This is a genomic window from Pantoea sp. nfd-35 (assembly GCF_056892255.1).
This window is the reverse complement of the sequence record NZ_CP122403.1, coordinates 38596-60845: the sequence shown is the minus strand read 5'-3', so window position 1 is coordinate 60845 and position 22250 is coordinate 38596. Positions and strand designations below refer to the sequence as shown.

The window sequence follows — 22250 nt, the reverse complement described above, 5'->3', positions numbered from 1 at the left end:
TGCGGTGTCGATTAAGAGAGAAAAACAATGAGTACTGCGACTGCGTCAGCCGGAAAAATCGAGGTTCGTAATCTGAATTTCTATTACGGCAAGTTTCACGCTCTGAAAAACATTAATCTGGATATTGCTAAAAACCAGGTCACGGCGTTTATTGGGCCATCAGGCTGCGGTAAATCCACATTGCTGCGCACCTTCAACAAAATGTATTCGCTCTATCCGGATCAGCGTGCCGAAGGTGATATTCTGCTGGATGGCGACAATATTCTGGCGTCGCATCAGGATATCGCACTGTTGCGGGCGCGCGTTGGCATGGTGTTTCAGAAGCCAACGCCTTTCCCAATGTCGATTTATGACAATATCGCTTTCGGCGTGCGCCTGTTCGAAAAGCTGTCCCGTGCCGATATGGATGAGCGCGTGCAGTGGGCCCTGACCAAAGCGGCCCTGTGGAACGAAACCAAAGACAAGCTGCACCAGAGTGGCTACAGCCTGTCGGGTGGGCAGCAGCAGCGTCTGTGCATTGCCCGCGGCATCGCTATCCGTCCGGAAGTGCTGCTGCTGGATGAGCCATGCTCAGCCCTGGATCCGATTTCCACCGGCCGTATCGAAGAATTAATTACCGAACTGAAGCAGGATTATACGGTTGTGATCGTGACCCATAACATGCAGCAGGCTGCACGGTGTTCCGACCACACGGCATTTATGTATCTGGGCGAACTGATTGAGTTCAGCGACACCGACACGCTGTTCACCAAGCCGGCACAGAAACAAACAGAAGACTACATCACAGGTCGCTACGGCTGATTTGACAGGAGATCGCCATGGACAGTTTAAATCTGAATAAACACATCTCCGGTCAGTTCAACGCTGAACTGGAGCACATCCGCACTCAGGTGATGATTATGGGCGGGCTGGTCGAGCAACAGCTGACCGATGCGATTACCGCCATGCATAACCTGGACGGTGAGCTGGCCCAGCGCGTCATCGATGGCGACCAGAAGGTCAACATGATGGAAGTGGAGATTGATGAGGCTTGCGTGCGCATCATTGCCAAACGCCAGCCTACTGCGATTGACCTGCGTCTGGTTATGGCAATTATTAAGACCATTTCCGAGCTGGAACGTATCGGCGACGTGGCCGAGAAAATCAGCCGTACCGCACTGGAGAAGTTTGGTCAGCAACATCTGCCTCTGCTGGTCAGCCTGGAATCCCTGGGCCGCCACACCGTACAGATGCTGCATGACGTACTGGACGCGTTTGCACGTATGGATCTTAACGAAGCCGTTCAGATCTACCGCGAAGATAAAAAAGTGGATAAAGAGTACGAAGGGATTGTGCGTCAGCTGATGACTTACATGATGGAAGATCCCCGTACGATTCCCAGCGTGTTAACTGCACTGTTCTGCGCCCGCGCCATCGAGCGTATTGGTGACCGCTGCCAGAACATCTGCGAAATTATTTTCTACTTCGTCAAAGGTCAGGATTTCCGTCACGTCGGCGGAGACAAGCTTGATGAGCTCTTATCCGGCGACGACGGCAGTAATAAACCTTCTTGATTCTGCACAACCGTGTGCTATTCAGGCGCACGGTTGAGGCTATTCTGCATAGACCTCATCAGCATCGCTCTTTATACTTGCGCCAGTTTTTTAACCAACGGGTGCTGATTCATGTCCTCTTCTTCCTCTTCTAAGCAGAGCGTTACGCCTGCCAAAGCGATGCTGGCTGCCGTCAGCGGTTATGCCATGGATGGATTCGACCTGCTGATTCTGGGATTTATGCTGCCTGCCATTAGCCTGTCGCTGGCGCTTGATCCCTCACAGGCGGGCTCGCTGGTGACCTGGACGCTGATTGGTGCCGTGATTGGCGGCATCGTGTTTGGCCATCTCAGCGATCGTTACGGGCGTATTCGTGTCTTAACCATTACGATACTGATGTTCTCCGTTTTTACCGGCCTGTGCGCGGTGGCTCAGGGTTACTGGGATCTGCTGGCGTACCGCACGCTGGCTGGAATGGGGCTCGGCGGCGAGTTTGGTATCGGCATGGCGCTGATTGCGGAAGCCTGGCCGGCAGAGAAGCGCAACCGCGCATCGGCGTGGGTCGGGATCGGCTGGCAACTGGGGGTTCTGCTGGCGGCGTTTATCACGCCGCCGTTGCTGAGTGTTATTGGCTGGCGCGGGATGTTCCTTGTGGGGCTGCTGCCCGCGCTGGTGTCGTTTATCATTCGCCGCAGCATGGGCGAACCTGAGAGCTTTACCCGTCAGATCAAACATGTTCCCTCGCTGTCTTTTCCCGCCCGACTGAAATTGCTGGTTAAAGACCGCGCCACCAGCAAGGCCAGTCTGGGGATCTTTATTCTCTGCTCCGTCCAGAACTTTGGTTATTACGGCCTGATGATCTGGATGCCGAGCTACCTCTCATCAAACTTCGGTTTCAGCCTGACAAAATCCGGCCTCTGGACGGCAGTAACCGTGGTCGGCATGACTTTTGGCATCTGGTTGTTTGGCGTGCTGGCGGACCGCTTTGCACGTTGGAAAATTTTCCTGCTTTATCAGTTCGGCGCAGTCGTGATGGTTGTGGTTTATGCGCAACTGCGCGATCCCACCGTTATGCTGTTTACGGGCGCCCTGATGGGGCTGTTTGTTAATGGCATGATCGGCGGATACGGTGCACTAATCTCGGATACCTTCCCACCGCAGGTGCGCGCGACCGCGCAAAATGTGTTGTTTAACCTGGGACGTGGCGTCGGTGGATTCGGCCCGCTGGTGATCGGCCTGCTGGCAGGCAAGTTTTCTTTCGTGGCGGCCATTACCTTACTGGCGCTCATCTACCTGCTGGATATTGTGGCAACGCTGTTCCTGCTGCCGAAGAAGCAGAGTCAGGACGATGCGCTGGGGGCAATTGGTTAAGTGAAAAGGGGGCAACACAGTTTGCCCCCTTTCTGGATTACTGCTGCATCAACGGCAGCAGCTGCTGATACAGCCGGCTGAACGTCTCACGTCTCGGCTGATAGTGCGCATGACGCGCCGGGTCCGGCTGGTGGCGCTGCACCTGCTTCAAGGCAGGCACGGTCAGATTCTCATCCAGCGCCATTTGCGCCAGACGGGCTGCGCCCAGCGCGGGTCCGACATCGCCACCTTCGCAGTAATCCAGCGTCTGTCCGCTGATATCCGCCAGCATCTGGCGCCAGTAACCGCTACGGGCGCCGCCGCCAATCAGCATGATACTACTGGGCGTCACACCACATTCGTGTACCACATCCATGCCTTCGGCCAGTGCAAAACCAACGCCTTCCAGCACGGCTTGCGCCAGCTCTGGTCGTCCGTGCTGGTGGGTAAAGCCAAAGAAGCTGCCACAGGCGTGCGGATTATTATGCGGCGTGCGTTCCCCCGACAGATAAGGCAAAAACCACAGCGGCGGCGCATCCTGTTTTGCCCGCTCCGCCTCTGACAATAAATGAGGAACATCGTCGCAGCCGGTCAGCGCAGCCGCCCAGTCAAGGCAGGACGCAGCACTGAGCATCACTGACATCAGATGCCAGCGCTGTGGCAGGGCATGACAAAAGCTATGAACGGCACGTTGCGGATTACTGAGATAGCCGTCGCTAACCACAAAATAGACGCCGGACGTTCCCAGCGACAACATGCCTTGCCCCGGCGCTGTCATACCGACACCCACTGCGCCGGCAGCGTTATCGCCCCCTCCTGCCACCAGCGGCACCTGAGGCAGTTTCCAGCGCTGTGCGATATCCGCTGACAGCGCACTGGTAATCTGATTACCTTCAAACAGCGCAGGCATGTGGTGACGCGCCAGCCCGCAGGCCGCCAGCATCACATCACTCCAGTCACGCTTTTCCACATCCAGCCACATTGTGCCCGCCGCATCTGACATATCGCTGGCAAATTCGCCGCTCAGTCGCCAGCGCAGGTAATCTTTGGGCAACAGCACTTTTGCGACCTGAGCAAAAACGTCAGGCTCATGCTCTTTCAGCCACAGCAGCTTTGGCGCGGTGAAGCCCGGCATCATCAGGTTTCCGGTGATCTGACGCGATTCAGGCACCCGCTGTTCCAGCTCACGGCACTGATCGCCGCTGCGTCCGTCATTCCAGAGAATGGCCGGGCGCAGCACCTGATGCTGTACGTCAAGCAGCGTAGCGCCGTGCATCTGCCCGGTCAGGCCAATCGCTTTTACCCCACTCAGATCGTGCTGCTGGGCCAGTGCCTGTATCGCGCGGTCTGTCGCCAGCCACCAGCTTTCGGGATCTTGTTCGCTCCACAACGGCTGCGGGCGGGAAACCGTCAAGGGTGAGGTTTCCACCGCAACAACCACGCCTTGCTCATCCAGCAGCACAGCCTTAACGCCGGATGTGCCGATATCGATCCCGATTACCATGTCGCGCTCCTTACGGATTAAAAATCATAGAGATAGTGATTCACCAGGTTTTCCAGCTGCTCCTGACGTCCACTGTTGTGCTGCGGGTTAAACTGCTGCTGATGCGCATGGGCCGCCAGCGCGTCCAGAGAGAACTCGCCTTTCAAAATCTGCTGGCCGAACTCACCGTTCCAGCCGCTGTAGCGCTGCGCAACGCGTTTATCCAGCTCACCGTCAGACAGCATGCGCGCCGCGACTTTCAACGCCAGTGCCATGGTGTCCATCGCGCCAATATGACCATAGAACAGGTCATACTTATCGGTGCTCTGACGGCGCACTTTGGCATCAAAGTTTAGGCCGCCGGTCGTGAAACCGCCTGCTTTGATGATTTCGTACATCACCAGCGCGTTTTCTTCCACGCTGACCGGGAACTGGTCCGTATCCCAGCCGCACTGCGGATCACCACGGTTAGCATCCACCGAACCAAACACGCCAAGGGCAATGGCCGTTGCAATTTCATGATGGAAAGCGTGGCCGGCCAGCGTCGCATGGTTCGCTTCGACGTTCACCTTAATCTCTTTTTCCAGACCAAACTGCTTCAGGAAGCCATAAACCGTGGCGACATCATAATCATACTGATGCTTGGTGGGTTCCTGCGGCTTAGGTTCGATCAGCAGCGTGCCCTGGAAGCCGATTTTGTGCTTGTGCTCCACCACCATTTGCATAAAGCGGCCGATCTGCTCGCGCTCCTGGCGCAGGTCGGTATTTAACAGGGTTTCGTATCCTTCGCGACCGCCCCACAGCACATAGTTTTCGCCGCCCAGCGTCTGGGTGGCTTTCATGGCACTGCATACCTGGCTGGCTGCCCAGGAAAACACCTCCGGATCGGGACTGGTTGCAGCGCCTGCACCATAACGCGGATGGGTGAAACAGTTCGCTGTGCCCCACAGCAGCTTAAGCCCGGTTTCCTGCTGCTTTTCCAGCAGTTTATCGGTCATGACGGCCAGGTTTTCGCGATAGCTTTTCAGCGAATCCCCTTCCGGTGACACGTCCACATCGTGGAAGCAGTAATAGGGCACGTTCAGCTTGTGAAAAAACTCAAACGCCACGTCCGCTTTGAGTTTGGCCAGATCCAGCGCCTCGCCCGCTTTCTGCCACGGACGATCAAACGCACCCGCGCCAAACATATCGGCACCGTTCCAGCAGAACGTATGCCAGTAACAGGCGGCGAAGCGCAGATGCTCGGCCATGGTTTTACCCATGATCACTTCATCCGGATTGTAGTGACGGAACGCCAGAGGATTGGTGGTTTTTGTTCCTTCGTAGCGAACGCGATCAAGCTGGTCAAAATAAGCGTGCATGGTTTGCTCCTTAGCATCGGCCCCGAATGGGTTACCCAGAAGCGTTATTGTGCGTACCCGCTCTCAGCGCGCTCAATTACGATATTTCACACAGCCGGTAAGATAATTATTTATTGTGCACTTGCTCGCAAAAAAATATGAAGGCTTTATGACGCCCGACAGGTCCTATCTCGCAATCGGTGAGTCTGAAAATGTAAAATTTTCGATCGCGCTCATAAATACAGAAATAAACCAAAAAACGTAATAGCGGGATAAAAATCAGTAATTGCTGGCAGCAGAAAATAAGGTGAACAATTCATCCGCCTGGTTCATAGCCTTACAACGACAATAACCGTACCCTACAGGATGACCATGATGAAAATGAAACCTGCATTACTCGCTGCCCTTGCAGCGCTGGCCCTGTTCAGCCAGGCCAGTCTGGCAAAAGAAGTCAAAATTGGCATGGCAATCGACGATTTGCGCCTGGAGCGCTGGCAAAAAGACCGTGACATCTTTGTCAAACAGGCTGAGGCGCAGGGCGCAAAAGTCTTCGTGCAGTCAGCCAATGGCAACGAAGAAACTCAGATGTCGCAAATTGAAAATATGATCAACCGTGGCGTTGATGTGCTGGTTATCATTCCCTACAACGGTCAGGTATTGAGTAACGTAGTGGCAGAAGCCAAACGTGAAGGGATTAAAGTGCTTGCCTATGACCGCATGATAAATAACGCCGACATCGATTTTTATATTTCCTTTGATAATGAAAAAGTGGGTGAAATGCAGGCGGAAAGCCTGGTGAAAAAGGTACCAAAAGGAAATTACTTCCTGATGGGCGGCTCACCTGTAGATAATAACGCCCGCCTGTTCCGCGCAGGACAAATGAAGGTGTTAAAACCTTACATCGATAACGGCAGTATTAAAATTGTTGGCGACCAGTGGGTGGATGCCTGGCTGCCGGAAAACGCGCTGAAAATTATGGAAAATGCCCTGACCGCCAATAAAAACAATATTGACGCAGTTGTCGCCTCTAACGATGCCACTGCGGGCGGTGCCATTCAGGCGCTAAGCGCTCAGGGGCTGGCCGGTAAAGTGGCCATTTCCGGGCAGGATGCGGATTTGGCTGCCATCAAACGCATTATGAACGGCACCCAGACCATGACCGTGTACAAACCCATCAAAGAGCTGGCTACCGAAGCCGCGAAGATTGCCATCGAGCTGGGCAACGGTCAGACGCCAGCCAGCAACGCCACGCTCAATAACGGCCTGAAAGACGTGCCAGCGCGCCTGTTGACACCGATTGAGGTCAACAAAGACAACATCGACAGCACCGTGGTGAAAGACGGTTTCCACAAGAAAAGCGAACTCTAATCGCGCTACGCGAAGGAGAGTAAACGATGTTGCTGGAAATGAAGAACATCACTAAGCGCTTTGGCGCGGTGAAGGCGCTGGATAACGTCAGCCTGCAGCTGGATGCCGGTGAAGTGCTGTCGCTGTGCGGTGAAAACGGCTCTGGCAAATCGACGCTGATGAAAATCCTGTGCGGGCTCTATCCGCACGGGGATTTCGACGGGCAGATTCGCTTTGCCGGGGAGGATATTCAGGCGCAAACCATCCGCGATACCGAACGCAAAGGCATTGTCATCATCCATCAGGAGCTGGCGCTGGTGCGGCAGCTCACGGTGATGGAGAACATCTTTCTCGGCGCAGAGCTGGGGCGCTTCGGCATGGTAGATGATGAAACCATGACGCTGCGCTGCCAGCAGCTGCTGGAGCGCGTCAAACTCAACGTCTCGCCGGATACGCGCGTGGGTGAGCTTGGCCTGGGGCAACAACAGCTGGTGGAGATTGCCCGTGCCCTTAACAAACAGGTGCGCTTACTGATCCTGGATGAACCCACCTCATCGCTGACCGAGCAGGAGACGACAGTGCTGCTCAGCATCATCCAGAACCTGCGCGGACACGGCATTGCCTGCGTGTACATCTCGCACAAGCTCAATGAAGTGAAGGCTATCTCGGACACGATCTGTGTCATCCGCGATGGTCAGCACATCGCCACCCGGCCAGCGGCAGGCCTGAGCGAAGATGACATCATCACCATGATGGTCGGACGCGAACTCACGGCGCTTTATCCTCATTCGCCTCACGACATTGGCGACACGGTATTGCAGGTCGATAACCTGACAGCCTGGCATCCGGTTAACCGTCACGTGAAGCGGGTGAATAACGTCTCCTTCACCCTGCGAAAGGGCGAAATTCTCGGCATCGCCGGATTAGTCGGAGCAGGCCGAACCGAAACCGTGCAGTGCCTGTTTGGCGTCTGGCCGGGACGCTGGCAGGGCGACATCGCGATCAATGGCCAAAAAGTCACGATTCGTGACTGCCAGCACGCCATCGCGCACGGCATTGCCATGGTGCCGGAAGATCGTAAAAAAGACGGCATCGTGCCGCTGATGGGCGTAGGCAAAAACATCACGCTGGCCGCGCTGGACCAGTTCAGTCACCGGCTTTCCACCCTTGATGAGGCCAAAGAGCTGCACGCCATCAACGCCGCCATTGCACGACTGCGGGTGAAAACCTCTTCGCCTGAGCTGCCGATTGGTCGCCTCAGCGGCGGTAATCAGCAAAAAGCGATTCTGGCGAAGTGCCTGCTGCTCAACCCGAAAATCCTGATTCTGGACGAGCCGACGCGCGGCATTGATGTTGGGGCGCGCCAGGAGATCTATGTGCTGATCAACGCCCTGGTAAAGCAGGGCATCTCGGTGATTGTGATTTCGTCTGAGCTGCCTGAAGTGCTGGGCCTGAGCGATCGCATTCTGGTTATGCATGAAGGGCAAATCAAAGCCGATCTGATTAACGACAATCTGACTCAGGAGCAGGTGATGGAAGCCGCCCTGCGGAGTGAACATTATGCTTAACAGCGAGAGTAAACCTGCCGTAGCGGCACCGGCTAACAAGCACGTATCCAGCAAGCTCGGCCTGCGTAACCTGCAGGTGCTGGTGATGCTGGGGGCGATTGTCTTGATTGCCCTGTTCTTTACCTGGACCACCGACGGCGCCTGGCTCAGTCCGCGCAACGTCTCTAACCTGCTGCGCCAGACGGCGATCACCGGCATTTTGGCCGTGGGCATGGTGTTTGTGATTATTTCCGCCGAGATCGATCTGTCTGTTGGATCCATGATGGGCCTGCTGGGCGGCGCGGCGGCAATCTTCGATGTCTGGCTGGGCTGGCCGCTGCCGCTGACTATCGTGGTCACGCTGGTGCTGGGGCTGTTGCTCGGCACCTGGAACGGTTGGTGGATAGCTTATCGCAAGGTCCCTTCATTTATCGTTACCCTGGCCGGTATGCTGGCGTTTCGCGGCATTCTGGTGGGCATCACCGATGGCACTACCGTGGCACCGACAAGCCCGGCGATGTCGCAGATCGGTCAAAGCTATCTGCCCGGCGGTATCGGTTTTGGCTTTGGCTTTGCGGGCCTGGCGCTGTTTATTCTGTGGCAGTGGCGCCTGCGGCTGCGCCGTCAGCAACTGGGTCTGGCTCAGCCAGCCGCCACCGGGACCGTAGCGCGGCAGGCCATTACCGCCGTTCTGGTACTGGGTGCGATCTGGCTGCTGAATGATTATCGCGGCGTACCGACACCGGTCCTGCTGCTGGCATTGCTCATGCTGGTGGGGATGTTTATGGCCACCCGCACCGCCTTCGGGCGGCGTATCTATGCTATTGGCGGCAACATTGATGCCGCGCGGCTCTCCGGCATCAACGTGGCGCGCACCAAGCTGGCGGTATTTGCCATCAACGGCCTGATGGTGGCGATTGCCGGGCTAATCCTCAGTTCGCGCCTGGGGGCCGGTTCGCCTTCCGCCGGGAATATCGCCGAGCTGGATGCGATCGCGGCCTGCGTTATTGGTGGTACCAGCCTGGCCGGCGGAGTCGGTTCCGTCGCGGGCGCGGTGATGGGCGCGTTTATTATGGCCTCGCTGGATAACGGCATGAGTATGATGGATGTGCCGACCTTCTGGCAGTACATCGTTAAAGGTGCGATTTTGCTGCTGGCCGTGTGGATGGACACTGCAACGCGCCGCCGCCTGTAATCGTGTGAACGATCACACTGTGGCGCAAACCATTTCTGTGGCGCATCCGGCTGTGCTATGCAATGCGCTGGGAGTTAAAGGGATGTGCCACTATGCATGAAAAACGATACCGCATTACCCTGCTGTTTAACGCCAACAAGGTTTACGATCGTCAGGTGGTAGAAGGCGTTGGCGAGTATTTACAGGCTTCGCAGACCAACTGGGATATTTTCATTGAGGAGGACTTCCGCTGCCGCATTGAGAATATCCATGAATGGCTGGGCGACGGCGTCATCGCAGATTATGACGACAGTGCCATTGAGCGTTCGCTGGCGGACGTGGCAGTGCCGATTGTCGGCGTAGGCGGCTCCTATCACCGTGAAGAGGATTATCCGCCAGTACACTACATCGCCACCGACAACAGTGCGCTGGTGGAAAGTGCCTTTCTGCACCTGAAAGCGCGCGGCATCAACCGTTTCGCCTTTTACGGTTTACCGGCTTCCAGCGGCAAACGCTGGGCGCAGGAACGCGAACTGGCGTTTCGTAAAATGGTGATGCGCGAACGTTACATGGGCGTCGTCTATCAGGGCATGGAGACTGCCTCTGAGAACTGGCAGCATGCACAAAACCGCCTGGCCGACTGGCTGCAAACGCTTCCTCCCCATACCGGCATTATTGCCGTCACCGACGCCCGCGCGCGTCATCTGCTGCAGGCCTGCGAATACCTGAAGATTCCGGTGCCGGAGAAGCTGTGCGTGATTGGTATTGATAACGAAGAGCTGACGCGTTACCTGTCGCGGGTAGCGCTGTCCTCCGTGGTTCAGGGCTCGCGCCAGATGGGTTACCAGGCCGCCAAACTGCTGCATCGCCTGCTGGATAAGCAAACCCTGCCTCTGCAGCGTATCTTAGTACCGCCGGTAAAAGTCATTGCCCGCCGCTCTACGGACTTTCGCTCACTGCACGATCCCGCCGTGATCCAGGCGATGCACTTTATCCGCTTCAACGCCTGCAAGGGCATTAAGGTAGAGCAGGTGCTGGATGCGATTGGCATGTCGCGCTCAAACCTGGAGAAGCGTTTCCGGGATGAAACCGGCGACACGATTCATGCCATGATCCACCGTGAGAAGCTGGAGAAGGCAAGGGAGCTGCTGGCAGGCTCGTCGCTGAGCATCAATGAGATCTCCCAGATGTGCGGCTACCCGTCGCTCCAGTATTTCTACTCCGTGTTTAAAAAAAGCTATGCCACCACGCCGAAGGAGTACCGGCAGGAGAATGGTGAGGTGATGTAGATGCTTAACGCTTGCCTGGATCGCTGCATGAGGCAATAAGGTTAACCGCATCATTCGACCTTTTCACGAGCAACACTCGCGTATTCTGCTGAAGCTGGATGGCAAGAAACGGACAAAGGCACAGTAAAAAAACGCTCACCAAGGGTGCCAGCTGACTCCCTTTCAAAAGGACAGGAAAACGCCAGCGCGAAAATATCGTCTTAGTATTTTGGTCACACCGTCTCACTTCTGCGCATCGGCTTGACGATGCTCTTAGTGAAGATGCCCTGCTGATAGCACCTGTCGTTATCATTACTGATAGTGCACCAATGTGCCTGCAAGAGTCGGGTAAAGCTCACCCGCATCGTCATCGCTTAGTTGTTGTTTTAACCAAAAGGAATTTCCAATGCTCAAGGTCCGCAAAGCCATACCAGAGGATTACTCTGCCTGGCTAACCCTCTGGAAAGGGTATCTGCATTTTTACGGACAGAACCTGGACGATGCCGTCACGTTATCTACCTGGCAGAGAATACAGTCGCCCGAATCAGCGTTAATGTGTTGGCTGGCCGAATTTGATGGCAAGGTGACGGGCTTCGTGGTCTGCGTGATACATGAAGGCACATGGTTTACACAGCCCGTATGCTATCTGGAAGATCTCTTCGTTGAAGAAAATGCGCGTGGCGTGGGAGCGGGAAAAGCGCTCATCACGAGGGTCTGCGATGAAGCCCGTGAGGCGGGCTGGGCAAAGGTGTACTGGGTGACAAATGAAAATAACCCCGCACGTAAACTCTACGACAAGCTAGCCCAGGTTGATGATGTTGTTCGCTACAACATCAGATTCTGAAAACCGACCTCTCAGCACCTTCCCAATCGCACAGGAGACTGCCCTTATTAAAATAATAAGGGCAGAGATTAATAACCCCTCTCCCCTTATTATTGGCATCTGCCAATAATAAAAATAATCTGTGATAAATATCTCAATATTATAGTATTAAGATTCATTACGACCCTTATTCATTTTCCCTCTGTTTTCAACGGCGCAGGAAGGCTTCTCCAGCGGCTGACATTCCGAAAATAGAAAAACCCCCATTGAAATAAACTGTGCGCGATCACAAGATGGATTTGTTTACTAAAAAACAATAATCAGTAAATTTTGAGGCCAGTTATGCAAAACATACTGTTACCGACCACCTTCCAGCTCCAGAAGGCATTTTTCCGTACCCAACCCGTAGAGATCGTCAAGGCAGCGGGGTGCAGCGCGACGTTATTTACCTATGAATCAGGAATCGAAGCCGTGCGGCTGAAAAATGCCCGCGGTCATCTGGTGGTGCTTCCTTATTTTGGTCAGATGATCTGGCAGGCCATGTTTGATGGCGTTGACCTGACAATGCAAAGCCGTTTTACCGAGCCACGTCCTGCCAGCGATATTGTCGGCACCTACGGCTGCTTTATGTATCACTCAGGGCTGCTGCGCAACGGTAACCCCACAGCGGAAGACACGCACGCTCTGCACGGTGAAATGCCTGTTGCACCTATGCAGCGGGCACGTATTGAAACGGGCGAGGATGCGCAGGGGCCGTGGCTGGCGCTGGTGAGTGAGCGTGAATACCTGATGGGATTTGGTGACCATTATCTGGCCCAGCCGCGGGTGGTTATCCGTCCGGACAGCGCGACCTTTGAGGTGTGCATGGAGGTAGAGAACCTGTCGCGCAATCCCATGGATCTGATGTACATGTGCCATGCTAACTTTGCCTATGTCGAAGGCGCTCGCATCATTCAGCCTGCGGCCTTTACGGCGGCCGACACGGTGATCCGTTCGTCAGTACCGGCCATCGTGAAAGCGAATGATGCCTATCTGGCAAGGCTTGAGCAGCTCAGGCACGATCCCGCCAGCACAGAAGTGCTTAGCGCTGAGTTGCAGCCCGATCCCGAACTGGTTTTCTACATCAAAAATCTGCGTAAAGCCGAGGATGGTCAGGTCCATGTCATGCTCAGGCGGCCGGAAGGTGATGCCTTTACGGTGAACTATAACCCGAAACACTTCCCGTTTCTGACGCGCTGGATTCTGGCGAATAACATGCAGAAGGTGTGCGCCTTCGCGATGCCGGCGACCTGCGGCGTTGAAGGTTATCAGGCAGAAAAGCGTGCCGGGAATGTGCGGTCACTGGCCGGAGGGGAACGGGCCTGCTTCAGCATGACGCTCGGCTACCTTAACGCGCAGGAAAGCCAGCATGAAGAAGCCCTGATCCAGGATTCAGTTTGATCGCTGCCGCGATTTTGTTAATGAAATGTGTGAGCTTTATCAAAGAAGGAATCTTTATTAGTGGCAGGTAATTTACTTTGCTATTCATTTAAGTAAATTCTTGAGTGTACCAGGACAATTATGCGGTTTGTTTTGGAAAACGGGAAAAACCCTTAACCGGTAGAACGGTTTATTTTCTCTTTTTATTACTACGAATACCCACTTTTCAGGGTTGATTATTTATTTGCTGTCGTCATTGCTGGCAGCGGACGCTTTATATCAATTTCTGACAAGAGAAGATTTCATCATGTTAATGATAACCAGGGGTAGCAAAATGAATCGCCGCAATATAATTAAACTGTTAAGCATCTCTACGCTGTTATCCGTCTCAGTAAGTTTAGCCTTTCCCATGTCCGCACTGGCCTCCGAAACCAAAACCATGGTGACCGTGGTGAAAGAAGCCGGTGTGCCCTGGTTCAATATCCTTAATCAGGGATTAAAAGAGGGCGGCGAAAAAAACAATCTTAAAACCTCAATGGTGGGACCCACGCGAGCCGATCCTGCGCAGCAGGTGAAGCTGATTGAAGATTTGATTGCCAAAAAAGTTGATGTGATTGGTTTGGTTCCGCTGGATACCAAAGTCACCGCGCAGGTCGTGAAGCGTGCGCGTGATGCGGGCATCATGGTGATCACCCAGGAAGGTCCAAACCAGGAAGGCAAAACCTGGGATGTGGAGCTCATGAGCGCGAAAGCTTACGGCGAAGCACAGATGAAAGCCCTGGCGCGCGAGATGGGTGAAAAAGGGGAATACGTCGTGCTGGTCGGCACATTGACGACCACGGGTCACAATCAGTGGGCCGATGCCGCTATCGCCTACCAAAAAGAGCACTACCCGAATATGAAACTGGCCGCCGACCGCTTTCCTGGCGCGGACTTTATCGATGAATCCGAACGGGTTACGCAGGATATTCTTAAAGCACATCCGAACGTGACGGGCATTATGTCGATGGGCTCGAACGGTCCGATCGGTGCAGGTAACGTGCTGAAAAAGCGTCATCTGGAGAAAAAAATCGCCCTGGTGGGGACCACTATTCCCTCCCAGGCGCGGGCATACATTATGTCTGGTGTGATTCGTGAAGGTTTCTTGTGGAGTCCGAAAGAAGCCGGACTGGCCATGACGGATGTGGCCCGCCTCGCGCTGGATAATGCGGAATTCAAAACCGGCATGACCATTCCGGGTTTGGGGGAAGCCACTGTGGATAACGAAAACAAGGTGATCATGGTGGACCGCATCCTTCAGATCACCAAAGCCAACGTTAACGATCTCGTCAAACTCGGTCTGTAATTCTCACCATCAATGCTGATGCTGGCCAGGTTCAACAGAACCCGGCCAGTTCCCCGTATTCTGATTAGGTAAGGGATAGTGCTATGCCTGCATTTTTACAACTCGATGGCATATCGAAAATATTCGGCGGCGTGCATGCACTTTCAGATGTCAGCCTCACGCTTGAAGAGGGCGAGGTACATTGTCTGTGCGGACAGAATGGCTGCGGTAAGTCGACGTTGATCAAAGTGATGTCTGGCGTACATCAGCCCGAGCCGGGTGGCCGTATTACGATTAGCGGAAATGAGGTTTCGCCGCTAACGCCAGTAGAAAGCACCCGTCTGGGCGTGCAGGTGATCTATCAGGACCTGTCTCTGTTCCCTAATTTAACCGTGGCGGAGAACATTGCCATCGGTCAGCATACCGGCCGCTTTAAACGGGTTAACTGGAAAAAGATTTATGAGATAGCGGCCGAAGCGGTTGCGCGCATTGGCGTTTCGCTCGACCTGAATGACAAAGTGGCTGATATCTCTATTGCTCAGCGTCAGCTGGTGGCAATTTGCCGGGCGATGGCGGCGAATGCCCGGCTGGTGATTATGGATGAACCCACCTCCTCCCTGACGCGCCATGAAGTGGACGCCTTACTGAAGCTCACCCTGCAGCTTAAACAGCGCGGCATCACGATTGTTTTTGTCAGCCATCGTCTGGATGAAGTGCTGGAAATTGCCGATCGCGTGACCGTGATGCGCGATGGCGTGAAGCTGGGCACCTTTGATGCCCGCGAGATGTCAGACCGTAAACTGGCCACGCTGATGACGGGTAAAGAGTTCCATTATGAATCCGTTGCCAAAGACAGACCGCAAACCGAAACGGTGCTCGAAGTCAGCAACTTGTCCCGTAAAGGTGAGTATCGGGATATTTCGTTTGATATCCGGCGTGGCGAAATTCTCGGTCTCACCGGCCTGTTGGGGTCGGGACGCACCGAATTAGCGCTGAGCCTGTTTGGTCTGACGCGCCCACATCAGGGCGAAATAAAACTCCACGGTCATGCCGTACAAATGCGATCTAACCGCGATGCTATTGAACACGGCATTGCCTATCTGTCAGAAGATCGTCTGGGACTGGGCCTGGTACTGGAGCAGTCCATTAGCGCTAACATTACGCTTTCTGTAGTGGAGAAGCTGGTGAACAAAGCCGGACTCATTCGTGACGACCTGTATGAGCAAACGGTCAACGACGCGATTGCCTCCCTGTCTATCAAAGCCGGTAATCCCGACAACAAAGTCAAAACCCTGTCAGGCGGCAATCAGCAGCGGGTGGTACTGGCAAAATGGCTGGCGACGCAACCCAAACTGCTGATCCTGGACAGCCCCACCGTGGGCGTCGATATTCATGCCAAAGACGGTATTTACGCCATCGTGCGGAAACTCGCCGCCAGCGGTATTGCCATCATCATGATTTCCGATGAGATTCCCGAGATTTATTATCACAGCGATCGGGTGTTAGTGATGCGCGGCGGCAGGCTTAATGGGGAATACTTCCCTGGCCGCTGCAGCGAAGAAGAATTAAAGGAGGCAGTAAATGCGTGATTTCCTCCCGCGCTTTATTCACACCCACGAATGCCGCCTGTTGGCGGTAATGACCCTGATGATTGTGTTCCTGACCGTATTCACCACGGAGTTCGCAACCTTACAAAACCTCCTGGACGTTTCAGGCGCAACAGCCTTTATTGGCATCATGGCTGCGGGCCTGCTGGTGGTGATTATTACCGGCGGCATCGATCTCTCTTTTGCGGCCACCGCCTCCATTACCCAGTATGTCGCCCTGACCTTAGCGAACAATATGGGGCTGGGCTGGGTGGGCATTTTTGCCGTTGCTATCGGCCTGGGCATCGTACTGGGTTTTATCAATGGCGTGCTGGTTAACGTGCTGCGGACCTCCGCGCTGATTATCACTATTGCAACGCTAAACGTTTTCTTCGGCATTCTGCTGACGGTGACCAGCGGCCAGGACATTTTCATGCTGCCGGACTGGTTTAACGCCGGGTTTGAACTGGTGTTCTATACCGATGCGCAAGGGGCTACCTATGCGCTGAACTTCCAGATTATCGCTCTGGTTCTGGCGTTTGTGTTGACGTGGCTGCTGCTCAACCGAAGTAACACCGGCCGACAAATCTATGCCACCGGTGGCAACCCGGATGCCGCGCAACGCGTAGGCTTCAACGTGTTCAAACTGAATATGCTGGTTTATGGCTACATGGGGGCGCTGGCTGGTCTGGCGTCGCTGGTTCAGGCACAACTTGCCCAGTCGGTTTCCCCGACGGCACTGGTTGGCAGGGAACTGGACGTGGTAGCGGCGGTGGTCATCGGCGGTGCCAGCCTGACCGGCGGTAAGGGAACCGTTCTGGGCACCGTCCTGGGCGTGGTGCTGATTGCAGTGATGCAGAATGGCCTGATCCTGCTGGGTGTTTCATCTTACTGGTCGTTGTTCAGCACCGGCCTGGTGATCATCGCCGCTATGATCATGATGGCCAGAGAAACCCGCAAACAGAACAAGCTCGTCGATGAAGGAGCAATATCATGAAGCAGACTGGCAACGTGTTGGAGCAGGTGGAAAAACGGCTGGGTACCACCAACGTCCGGCTGCTGTTTATTCTGATAGTTATGGTGATCGGTCTTGGGCTGCTTGAAGGCGACAAACTGTTTGCGGCGGCAGGTTTGCGATCGATGGGCTTCCAGCTGCCGGAACTGGGATTTCTTGCACTCGCCATGATGATTCCTATGCTTTCCGGCGGTATCGATCTTTCGATCATCGCCACCGCCAACTTGTGCGCGTTAACGGTCGCCTACACCTTGACCACCTTCATGCCTGAAATGCAGGGGGCATCAGGGGATCTGCTACAAATTGGCGCACTGCTGCTGGGCCTTGTGTTGTCAGCGCTGGTGGGTTTGCTGAATGGCGTGCTGGTGGCCTACCTGCGCGTGCCGCCGATGCTGGCGACGCTGGGCACGATGACGGCGGTGAAGGGCATTGCCATCGGATTCAGCCATGGCGATGTGATTTCCGGCTTTCCGGCGCCGATTGTGTTTATCGGGAACGGTACGGTGTTTGGCATCCCTTTTGCACTCATCATTTTTGCACTGGCGATTATTCCGTTAAGCATTTTCGTCAATAAAACCCCACTGGGCAAATCGATTGCCATGATCGGCTCCAATGAAAGAGCGGCCCATTATTCCGGCATTAACACGCGCAAAAGCCTGGTATGGGTTTATCTGATCTCGGGCTTATTTGCCGGTATCGCGGGCATTATCATGATGGCGCGTTTCGATTCGGCGAATGCGGCCTACGGTGAAAGCTACCTGCTGGTCGCTATTCTGGCTGCGGTACTGGGCGGGGTCGATCCGCTGGGTGGATTTGGCCGGGTCAGCGGCGTGATTCTGTCGCTGCTGATTCTGCAGTTGGTGTCTACCGCCTCGATTCTGCTCGATCTTAGCCAGTTCATCACGCTCGCGTTGTGGGGCGCGATTTTGATAGTGGCATCGGGCGGTGTTGTGCTTAAAGAGTGGCTCTCTGAGCGGCGGAAGCTCCGCAATAAAGCGCCTGCTGTCACACGAAAGGCGTAAGTTTTGTAAACCCTGTTGATGCATCGCCATGCCGACCATGGGGCGGCGTGGCGATCGGACCTCATGACATGATAGATTTAAAAAATAATCATCCAACAAGGTATGTCATGAGTAATCGAGCTGATGATGTCAGTGCTATAGGTCCCCGGTTACGACTAATGATCGCCTCATTAACTTCTCTTGAAGCCCGGTTGGTTCACGCCGTGTTATCAAGCGATTTTGATGAGAATGTCTCTATCAAAGCCATTGCCAGCCGTTGCGAAATGTCAGAGGCGATGGTGGTGAAGACAGCAAAGAAGCTGGGTTTCAAGGGTTTCAAAGAGTTACGCATAAAAGCAGCCCTGTATAACCGCCTGCCCATCACCGAAATGCATCAGGAGCTTTCTCCCAGCGATACCACGCGTGAGATCGTCAGTAAGGTCTTTCGCACCTCTGTTCAGGCTATTGAAGAAACACTGGCTATCCTGGATATGGCGGCCTTTGAAAAAGCCGCAGATCTGCTGGCAAACGCCCGCCAGCGAGACTTCTACGGCTTCGGCGGCTCGGCGCAAATCGCGCGGGATGCGGTGCATAAGTTTTTGCGCATCGGCACGCGGTCGGCCGCCTACGACGATCCGCATATGATGTTGATGTCGGCTGCGTTACTGAACGAACAGGATGTGGTTGTCGCCATTTCACATTCCGGCCGCACTAAAGACATTATCGAAGCGGTGAAGGCCGCGCAGCTGCAAGGCGTCCCGGTCATTGCCATTACTAATTCCATTGGTTCACCACTGGCTAACCTTGCCGATACCGTTATCTGCTCGACCGCCCAGGGCTCGCCGCTGACCGGTGAAAACGCGGCTGCGCGCATCGCGCAGTTAAATATCCTGGACGCGCTGTTCGTTGTCGTCGCGCAGCGTGACTATGCCCAGGCCGAACGCCAACTGGGCCGCACGATGCTGGCCGTTGCCCATAAACGCAAATAGCGATAACCACTTTTCACAGGAGCCTCGAATGGCAACACGGGAGCATCATTATCAGGTCAACGTGCGCTGGACGGGTAATCGCGGCGCCGGGACGCAGTCTTACACGGCCTATGACCGAAACGGCGAACTGTCCGGTGAAGGTAAAGCCACGGTCGCACTTAGTGCCGATCCGGCATTTCGTGGTGATGCCGCGCGCTGGAATCCAGAGGAGCTCTTGCTGGCGTCAGTATCGGCCTGCCATAAGCTGTGGTATCTGCATCTTTGCGCCGATGCCGGCATTATTATTGACGCTTATGAGGATTCAGCTGAAGGCACCATGGTCGAAGGGGATCGTGGCCATTTTACCCGCATTACGCTAAAACCCAGAGTGGCGCTGCGTAATAAAGATGATGTAGCCCGAGCCGAAGCACTGCATCATCACGCCCACGAAGCCTGTTTTATCGCAAATTCACTGAATTTTCCGGTGAGTTTTGAACCGATGTTTGTTTAAGAATACAGGGCAACGTCTCAGTTAAAACAGATACTGATTCAACGCTTTTGTCAGCCATGGTTGCGCGCCATGCCAGAGCAGTCGATTGGCGCTTAACGCCTTGATGTGATCAGGCTTCGGCACCGATCTCCGTTTTCCTTTAGCGCCCATTTTCTGTTGCATTACTCACGGCGATCGTTGATGTCGGAACCCGTCGTACCGCTGTAATCAGCATCAGAACCACGATATTAAGACCAATGACACTTTCCCAGGCCAGCCAGAATCCCAGTCGATCGGCCATAACGCTTAATCCCAGGCCTAATACCGTTGAGAGACAGATAAATACAATCTCGTTAAAGGAGAGGATACGAGCCAGCGCCTGGCTGTCTGACTGGGTCATGATCAGTGTGTTTCGTCTTACCCTGATGTGGCAATGGCAGAAGGCGATAAGGAAAAGGCACGCATATACGGCGCTGAGGGTTTTAAAGAGTAAAGGAAGCAGTAAACCCAGGGTAAAAACCGTGCCAAAAAGCAGATATACAGATTTCAGGGTCGGCAGATAGCGCTGAGAATTTAACATGCTACCCGCAATTGCGCCCAGCCCGTAAGGAACCACCAGAATCGCGTATGCGCTCACTGGGGCACCGATCTGTGTAAACAGCGCAGGATATAAGGCATTTAGAAACACCACACAGATATATGGAAACAAAGAAAGCAGTTCTACAACGCGTTTTTGTTCCCCCAGAAAGAAATCATAACCTTTAACATACATGCCACCTTTTAACGTTTTATGGCTTTCAGGTTCAGCGCCGCTGACATTATCCACCGGAATAAAAACGTTAATCAGTAATGACAGCGTGAAGCAGAGAAGCATAACCAAGCACACGTTGTGAATAGATTTGTCCTGAAGGATAAAAAACGCCACGCCCCCTGAAAGAAACGTTATTCCCTGCCTGACCATTTCCAACAATCGGTTCGCGTGGTAAAGCTTTTGCTCAGGCAACACCTTTTTCATATAGGTGGCGCGAATGACCTGATCAGAGGCGCGAATCAACGTAAATACGGATGTGGATAACAAAATGACCGTAAACGAAAGGAGGGCACTGAGCTCGCCTGGATTGATTAAAAAAAAGGCCAGAGCGTTGATGGCGCCCAGGACATACATAATCGTCAGCATCCGCTTACATGTCGTTTTATCCGTTATATGTCCAATGAAGGGCAGAGCAAAGAACGTGATGATGTAGCCCGATGACAAGACCGTTGAGACCAGCAAACTCGACCCGAATGTACTCTCAATAAACCAGGCGATGGCAGTAAAAAACACTGCCATTGAAACACCTGACGTAAGCGCCGAGAGCAGGACAGGAAACATAGTCAAATCCCGAAGTAGTCGACCCGCTGCCGAGGAATATAGTTACCTTCTTTCGAGTAATACTCCTCAATTTCAAGGCACTGAAGATCGATGGCATGCTTGATATCGTGTAGGGCATTCAGTATGAAGGACGTTTCTTCCATGTTAGCCAGTGTAACAAGATGCAGATGATCGTCCAGAAGACGTGAATGGCCTAATTCATAATCAATTTGAGAGTGTTTGAAGAAAGGTTCAAGAGTTCCAGGCTGAAGATCGTAATGGCTATTAATGTCCTGAATGGCATTTTTCACCTCAGCCTCGTCAAAATCGTGAGACTCGATCACTTTTGCAATCAGAAAGACCGTCGAGGGATGTGTTATGAACAGCGCCTTCATCATATTAATCAAATTCAGTGTTGAAACGAGCGGAATGGCATTTTCAACTTCTTCCTGCTTCATACCTAATTTAATTAGAGTTTCTAATATGAATGATTCGTGGCCAGTTTCCTGTAGCTTATAAGTCATCAGTACAGACTGAAGTTCAGGGTTGTCTGTACTCTTAATGGCGACGTTAATGATGTCCGGAAAGGCCTTAATGTAATGCCAGGTTTCTATGAAGAAGCCTGTCAGAACGTTACGGTGCGTATCGCCATAAAGAAATTTATTGAACAGATGCGTTTCTTCAACCTGCTCGGCCCACATTTCACACGCCTGAATTGTTTTTTCAAGGATGTCTTCATTGTGCGGTTTTTTTTCGTTTCTGAGCATCCCAATATCGCTAAGAGAAGTCACCATCTCCTCAATGCGCTGAACGGGAACGTTGGTTTTTTTAGCAATGTCAGCGATGGTATTATGGCCGGTGCAGTAACCACGTATTTTATAAAAATCTTGCGCATCCCCTTGTTCTACTTCGTATAGCCCACCCGTGAAGCGAAGGTAGTGCTCACCATCTTCGTTAGTGGTCCAGAGGTTATGAACAAATTTGGGTGAGGTTTGATAATTTTTTTGCATGGCATTTTTTCCTTCAGCGCGGACAGCAGGGCCGGTGCAAACGACCGGCCCCGATTTTTATATGCATGGGTTAGCCGCAGGTTGCGCCGCCCAGTTTTTTCGTGGATTTCTTGCTAACTTTTTTCAGTTTCATGGTTAGTTCCTCTGTTTAGGATCGGTAAGCCTGATAACAGGCGTTCAGATTGTTTACATAAACTGATGTTTTGGTAAAGTTACTGTACG

Annotated in this window: 19 protein-coding genes; 15 read left to right on the top strand and 4 right to left on the bottom strand. The window is 53.6% G+C overall.

The annotated features are described in order from the left end of the window. Nucleotides 1-27: 27 nt before the first annotated feature. The 3 genes from pstB to P9J57_RS00265 all read left to right on the top strand — a co-directional run bounded on the left by pstB (nt 28) and on the right by P9J57_RS00265 (nt 2903). Nucleotides 28-801 carry a phosphate ABC transporter ATP-binding protein PstB gene (gene pstB / locus P9J57_RS00275; protein WP_013023943.1) on the top strand — a complete coding sequence of 258 codons (774 nt, stop codon included), beginning with the start codon at nt 28-30 and terminating at the stop codon, nt 799-801. Between the two features lie 17 nt (nt 802-818). Beyond that, nucleotides 819-1553, top strand: coding sequence for a phosphate signaling complex protein PhoU (gene phoU / locus P9J57_RS00270; protein ID WP_013023944.1), 735 nt, complete (start codon nt 819-821; stop codon nt 1551-1553). Between the two features lie 111 nt (nt 1554-1664). Next, the gene (locus P9J57_RS00265) at nt 1665-2903 is read left to right on the top strand and encodes an MFS transporter (protein WP_013023945.1); all 1239 of its coding nucleotides are present in this window, start codon (nt 1665-1667) and stop codon (nt 2901-2903) included. Between the two features lie 37 nt (nt 2904-2940). Here P9J57_RS00265 and xylB read toward each other — a convergent pair whose 3' ends face one another. Both xylB and xylA read right to left on the bottom strand, forming a co-directional pair. Beyond that, complete coding sequence (xylB, locus tag P9J57_RS00260) at nt 2941-4386, bottom strand: xylulokinase (protein WP_116220154.1); 1446 nt, start codon at nt 4384-4386, stop codon at nt 2941-2943. A gap of 17 nt (nt 4387-4403) precedes the next feature. Beyond that, nucleotides 4404-5726, bottom strand: a complete 1323-nt coding sequence (gene xylA, locus P9J57_RS00255; protein WP_014332960.1) for a xylose isomerase — start codon at nt 5724-5726, stop codon at nt 4404-4406. Nucleotides 5727-6080: 354 nt separating this feature from the next. On the opposite strand from xylA, the gene xylF reads away from it, so the two are divergent. From xylF to P9J57_RS00195, 12 genes are all read left to right on the top strand, one after another. Further along, nucleotides 6081-7073, top strand: coding sequence for a D-xylose ABC transporter substrate-binding protein (gene xylF / locus P9J57_RS00250; protein ID WP_019104653.1), 993 nt, complete (start codon nt 6081-6083; stop codon nt 7071-7073). Nucleotides 7074-7099: 26 nt separating this feature from the next. Next, complete coding sequence (locus tag P9J57_RS00245; RefSeq protein WP_483279362.1) at nt 7100-8620, top strand: xylose ABC transporter ATP-binding protein; 1521 nt, start codon at nt 7100-7102, stop codon at nt 8618-8620. Next, on the top strand, nt 8613-9794 hold the full coding sequence (xylH, locus tag P9J57_RS00240; RefSeq protein WP_014332957.1) for a xylose ABC transporter permease XylH: 1182 nt from the start codon (nt 8613-8615) through the stop codon (nt 9792-9794). The genes P9J57_RS00245 and xylH overlap by 8 nt, the downstream gene beginning before the upstream one ends. A 92-nt stretch (nt 9795-9886) precedes the next feature. Continuing rightward, complete coding sequence (xylR, locus tag P9J57_RS00235) at nt 9887-11062, top strand: D-xylose utilization transcriptional activator XylR (protein WP_014332956.1); 1176 nt, start codon at nt 9887-9889, stop codon at nt 11060-11062. Nucleotides 11063-11447: 385 nt separating this feature from the next. Then, on the top strand, nt 11448-11885 hold the full coding sequence (locus P9J57_RS00230) for a GNAT family N-acetyltransferase (RefSeq protein WP_014332955.1): 438 nt from the start codon (nt 11448-11450) through the stop codon (nt 11883-11885). A 321-nt stretch (nt 11886-12206) separates the two neighbouring features. Next, on the top strand, nt 12207-13304 hold the full coding sequence (locus P9J57_RS00225; RefSeq protein WP_483279361.1) for an aldose 1-epimerase family protein: 1098 nt from the start codon (nt 12207-12209) through the stop codon (nt 13302-13304). Nucleotides 13305-13617: 313 nt separating this feature from the next. Next, the gene (locus tag P9J57_RS00220) at nt 13618-14628 is read left to right on the top strand and encodes an autoinducer 2 ABC transporter substrate-binding protein (protein ID WP_014332953.1); all 1011 of its coding nucleotides are present in this window, start codon (nt 13618-13620) and stop codon (nt 14626-14628) included. 83 nt (nt 14629-14711) lie between these two features. Continuing rightward, complete coding sequence (locus P9J57_RS00215) at nt 14712-16196, top strand: sugar ABC transporter ATP-binding protein (protein WP_014604716.1); 1485 nt, start codon at nt 14712-14714, stop codon at nt 16194-16196. Beyond that, nucleotides 16189-17190, top strand: coding sequence for an ABC transporter permease (locus P9J57_RS00210; protein WP_014332951.1), 1002 nt, complete (start codon nt 16189-16191; stop codon nt 17188-17190). Before P9J57_RS00215 ends, P9J57_RS00210 begins: the two co-directional genes overlap by 8 nt. Beyond that, the gene (locus tag P9J57_RS00205; protein WP_014594941.1) at nt 17187-18230 is read left to right on the top strand and encodes an ABC transporter permease; all 1044 of its coding nucleotides are present in this window, start codon (nt 17187-17189) and stop codon (nt 18228-18230) included. Before P9J57_RS00210 ends, P9J57_RS00205 begins: the two co-directional genes overlap by 4 nt. 68 nt (nt 18231-18298) lie before the next feature. After that, the gene (locus P9J57_RS00200) at nt 18299-19198 is read left to right on the top strand and encodes a MurR/RpiR family transcriptional regulator (protein WP_014594942.1); all 900 of its coding nucleotides are present in this window, start codon (nt 18299-18301) and stop codon (nt 19196-19198) included. Nucleotides 19199-19226: 28 nt separating this feature from the next. Next, entirely contained in the window at nt 19227-19688 is a 462-nt protein-coding gene (locus P9J57_RS00195; protein ID WP_014332948.1) for an OsmC family protein, read from the top strand. 139 nt (nt 19689-19827) lie between these two features. On the opposite strand, the gene P9J57_RS00190 is transcribed toward P9J57_RS00195, so the two are convergent. Continuing rightward, nucleotides 19828-20997 carry an MFS transporter gene (locus tag P9J57_RS00190; protein ID WP_019104657.1) on the bottom strand — a complete coding sequence of 390 codons (1170 nt, stop codon included), beginning with the start codon at nt 20995-20997 and terminating at the stop codon, nt 19828-19830. Between the two features lie 44 nt (nt 20998-21041). Continuing rightward, nucleotides 21042-22028, bottom strand: coding sequence for an iron-containing redox enzyme family protein (locus P9J57_RS00185; RefSeq protein ID WP_014594945.1), 987 nt, complete (start codon nt 22026-22028; stop codon nt 21042-21044). Nucleotides 22029-22250 lie beyond the last annotated feature (222 nt).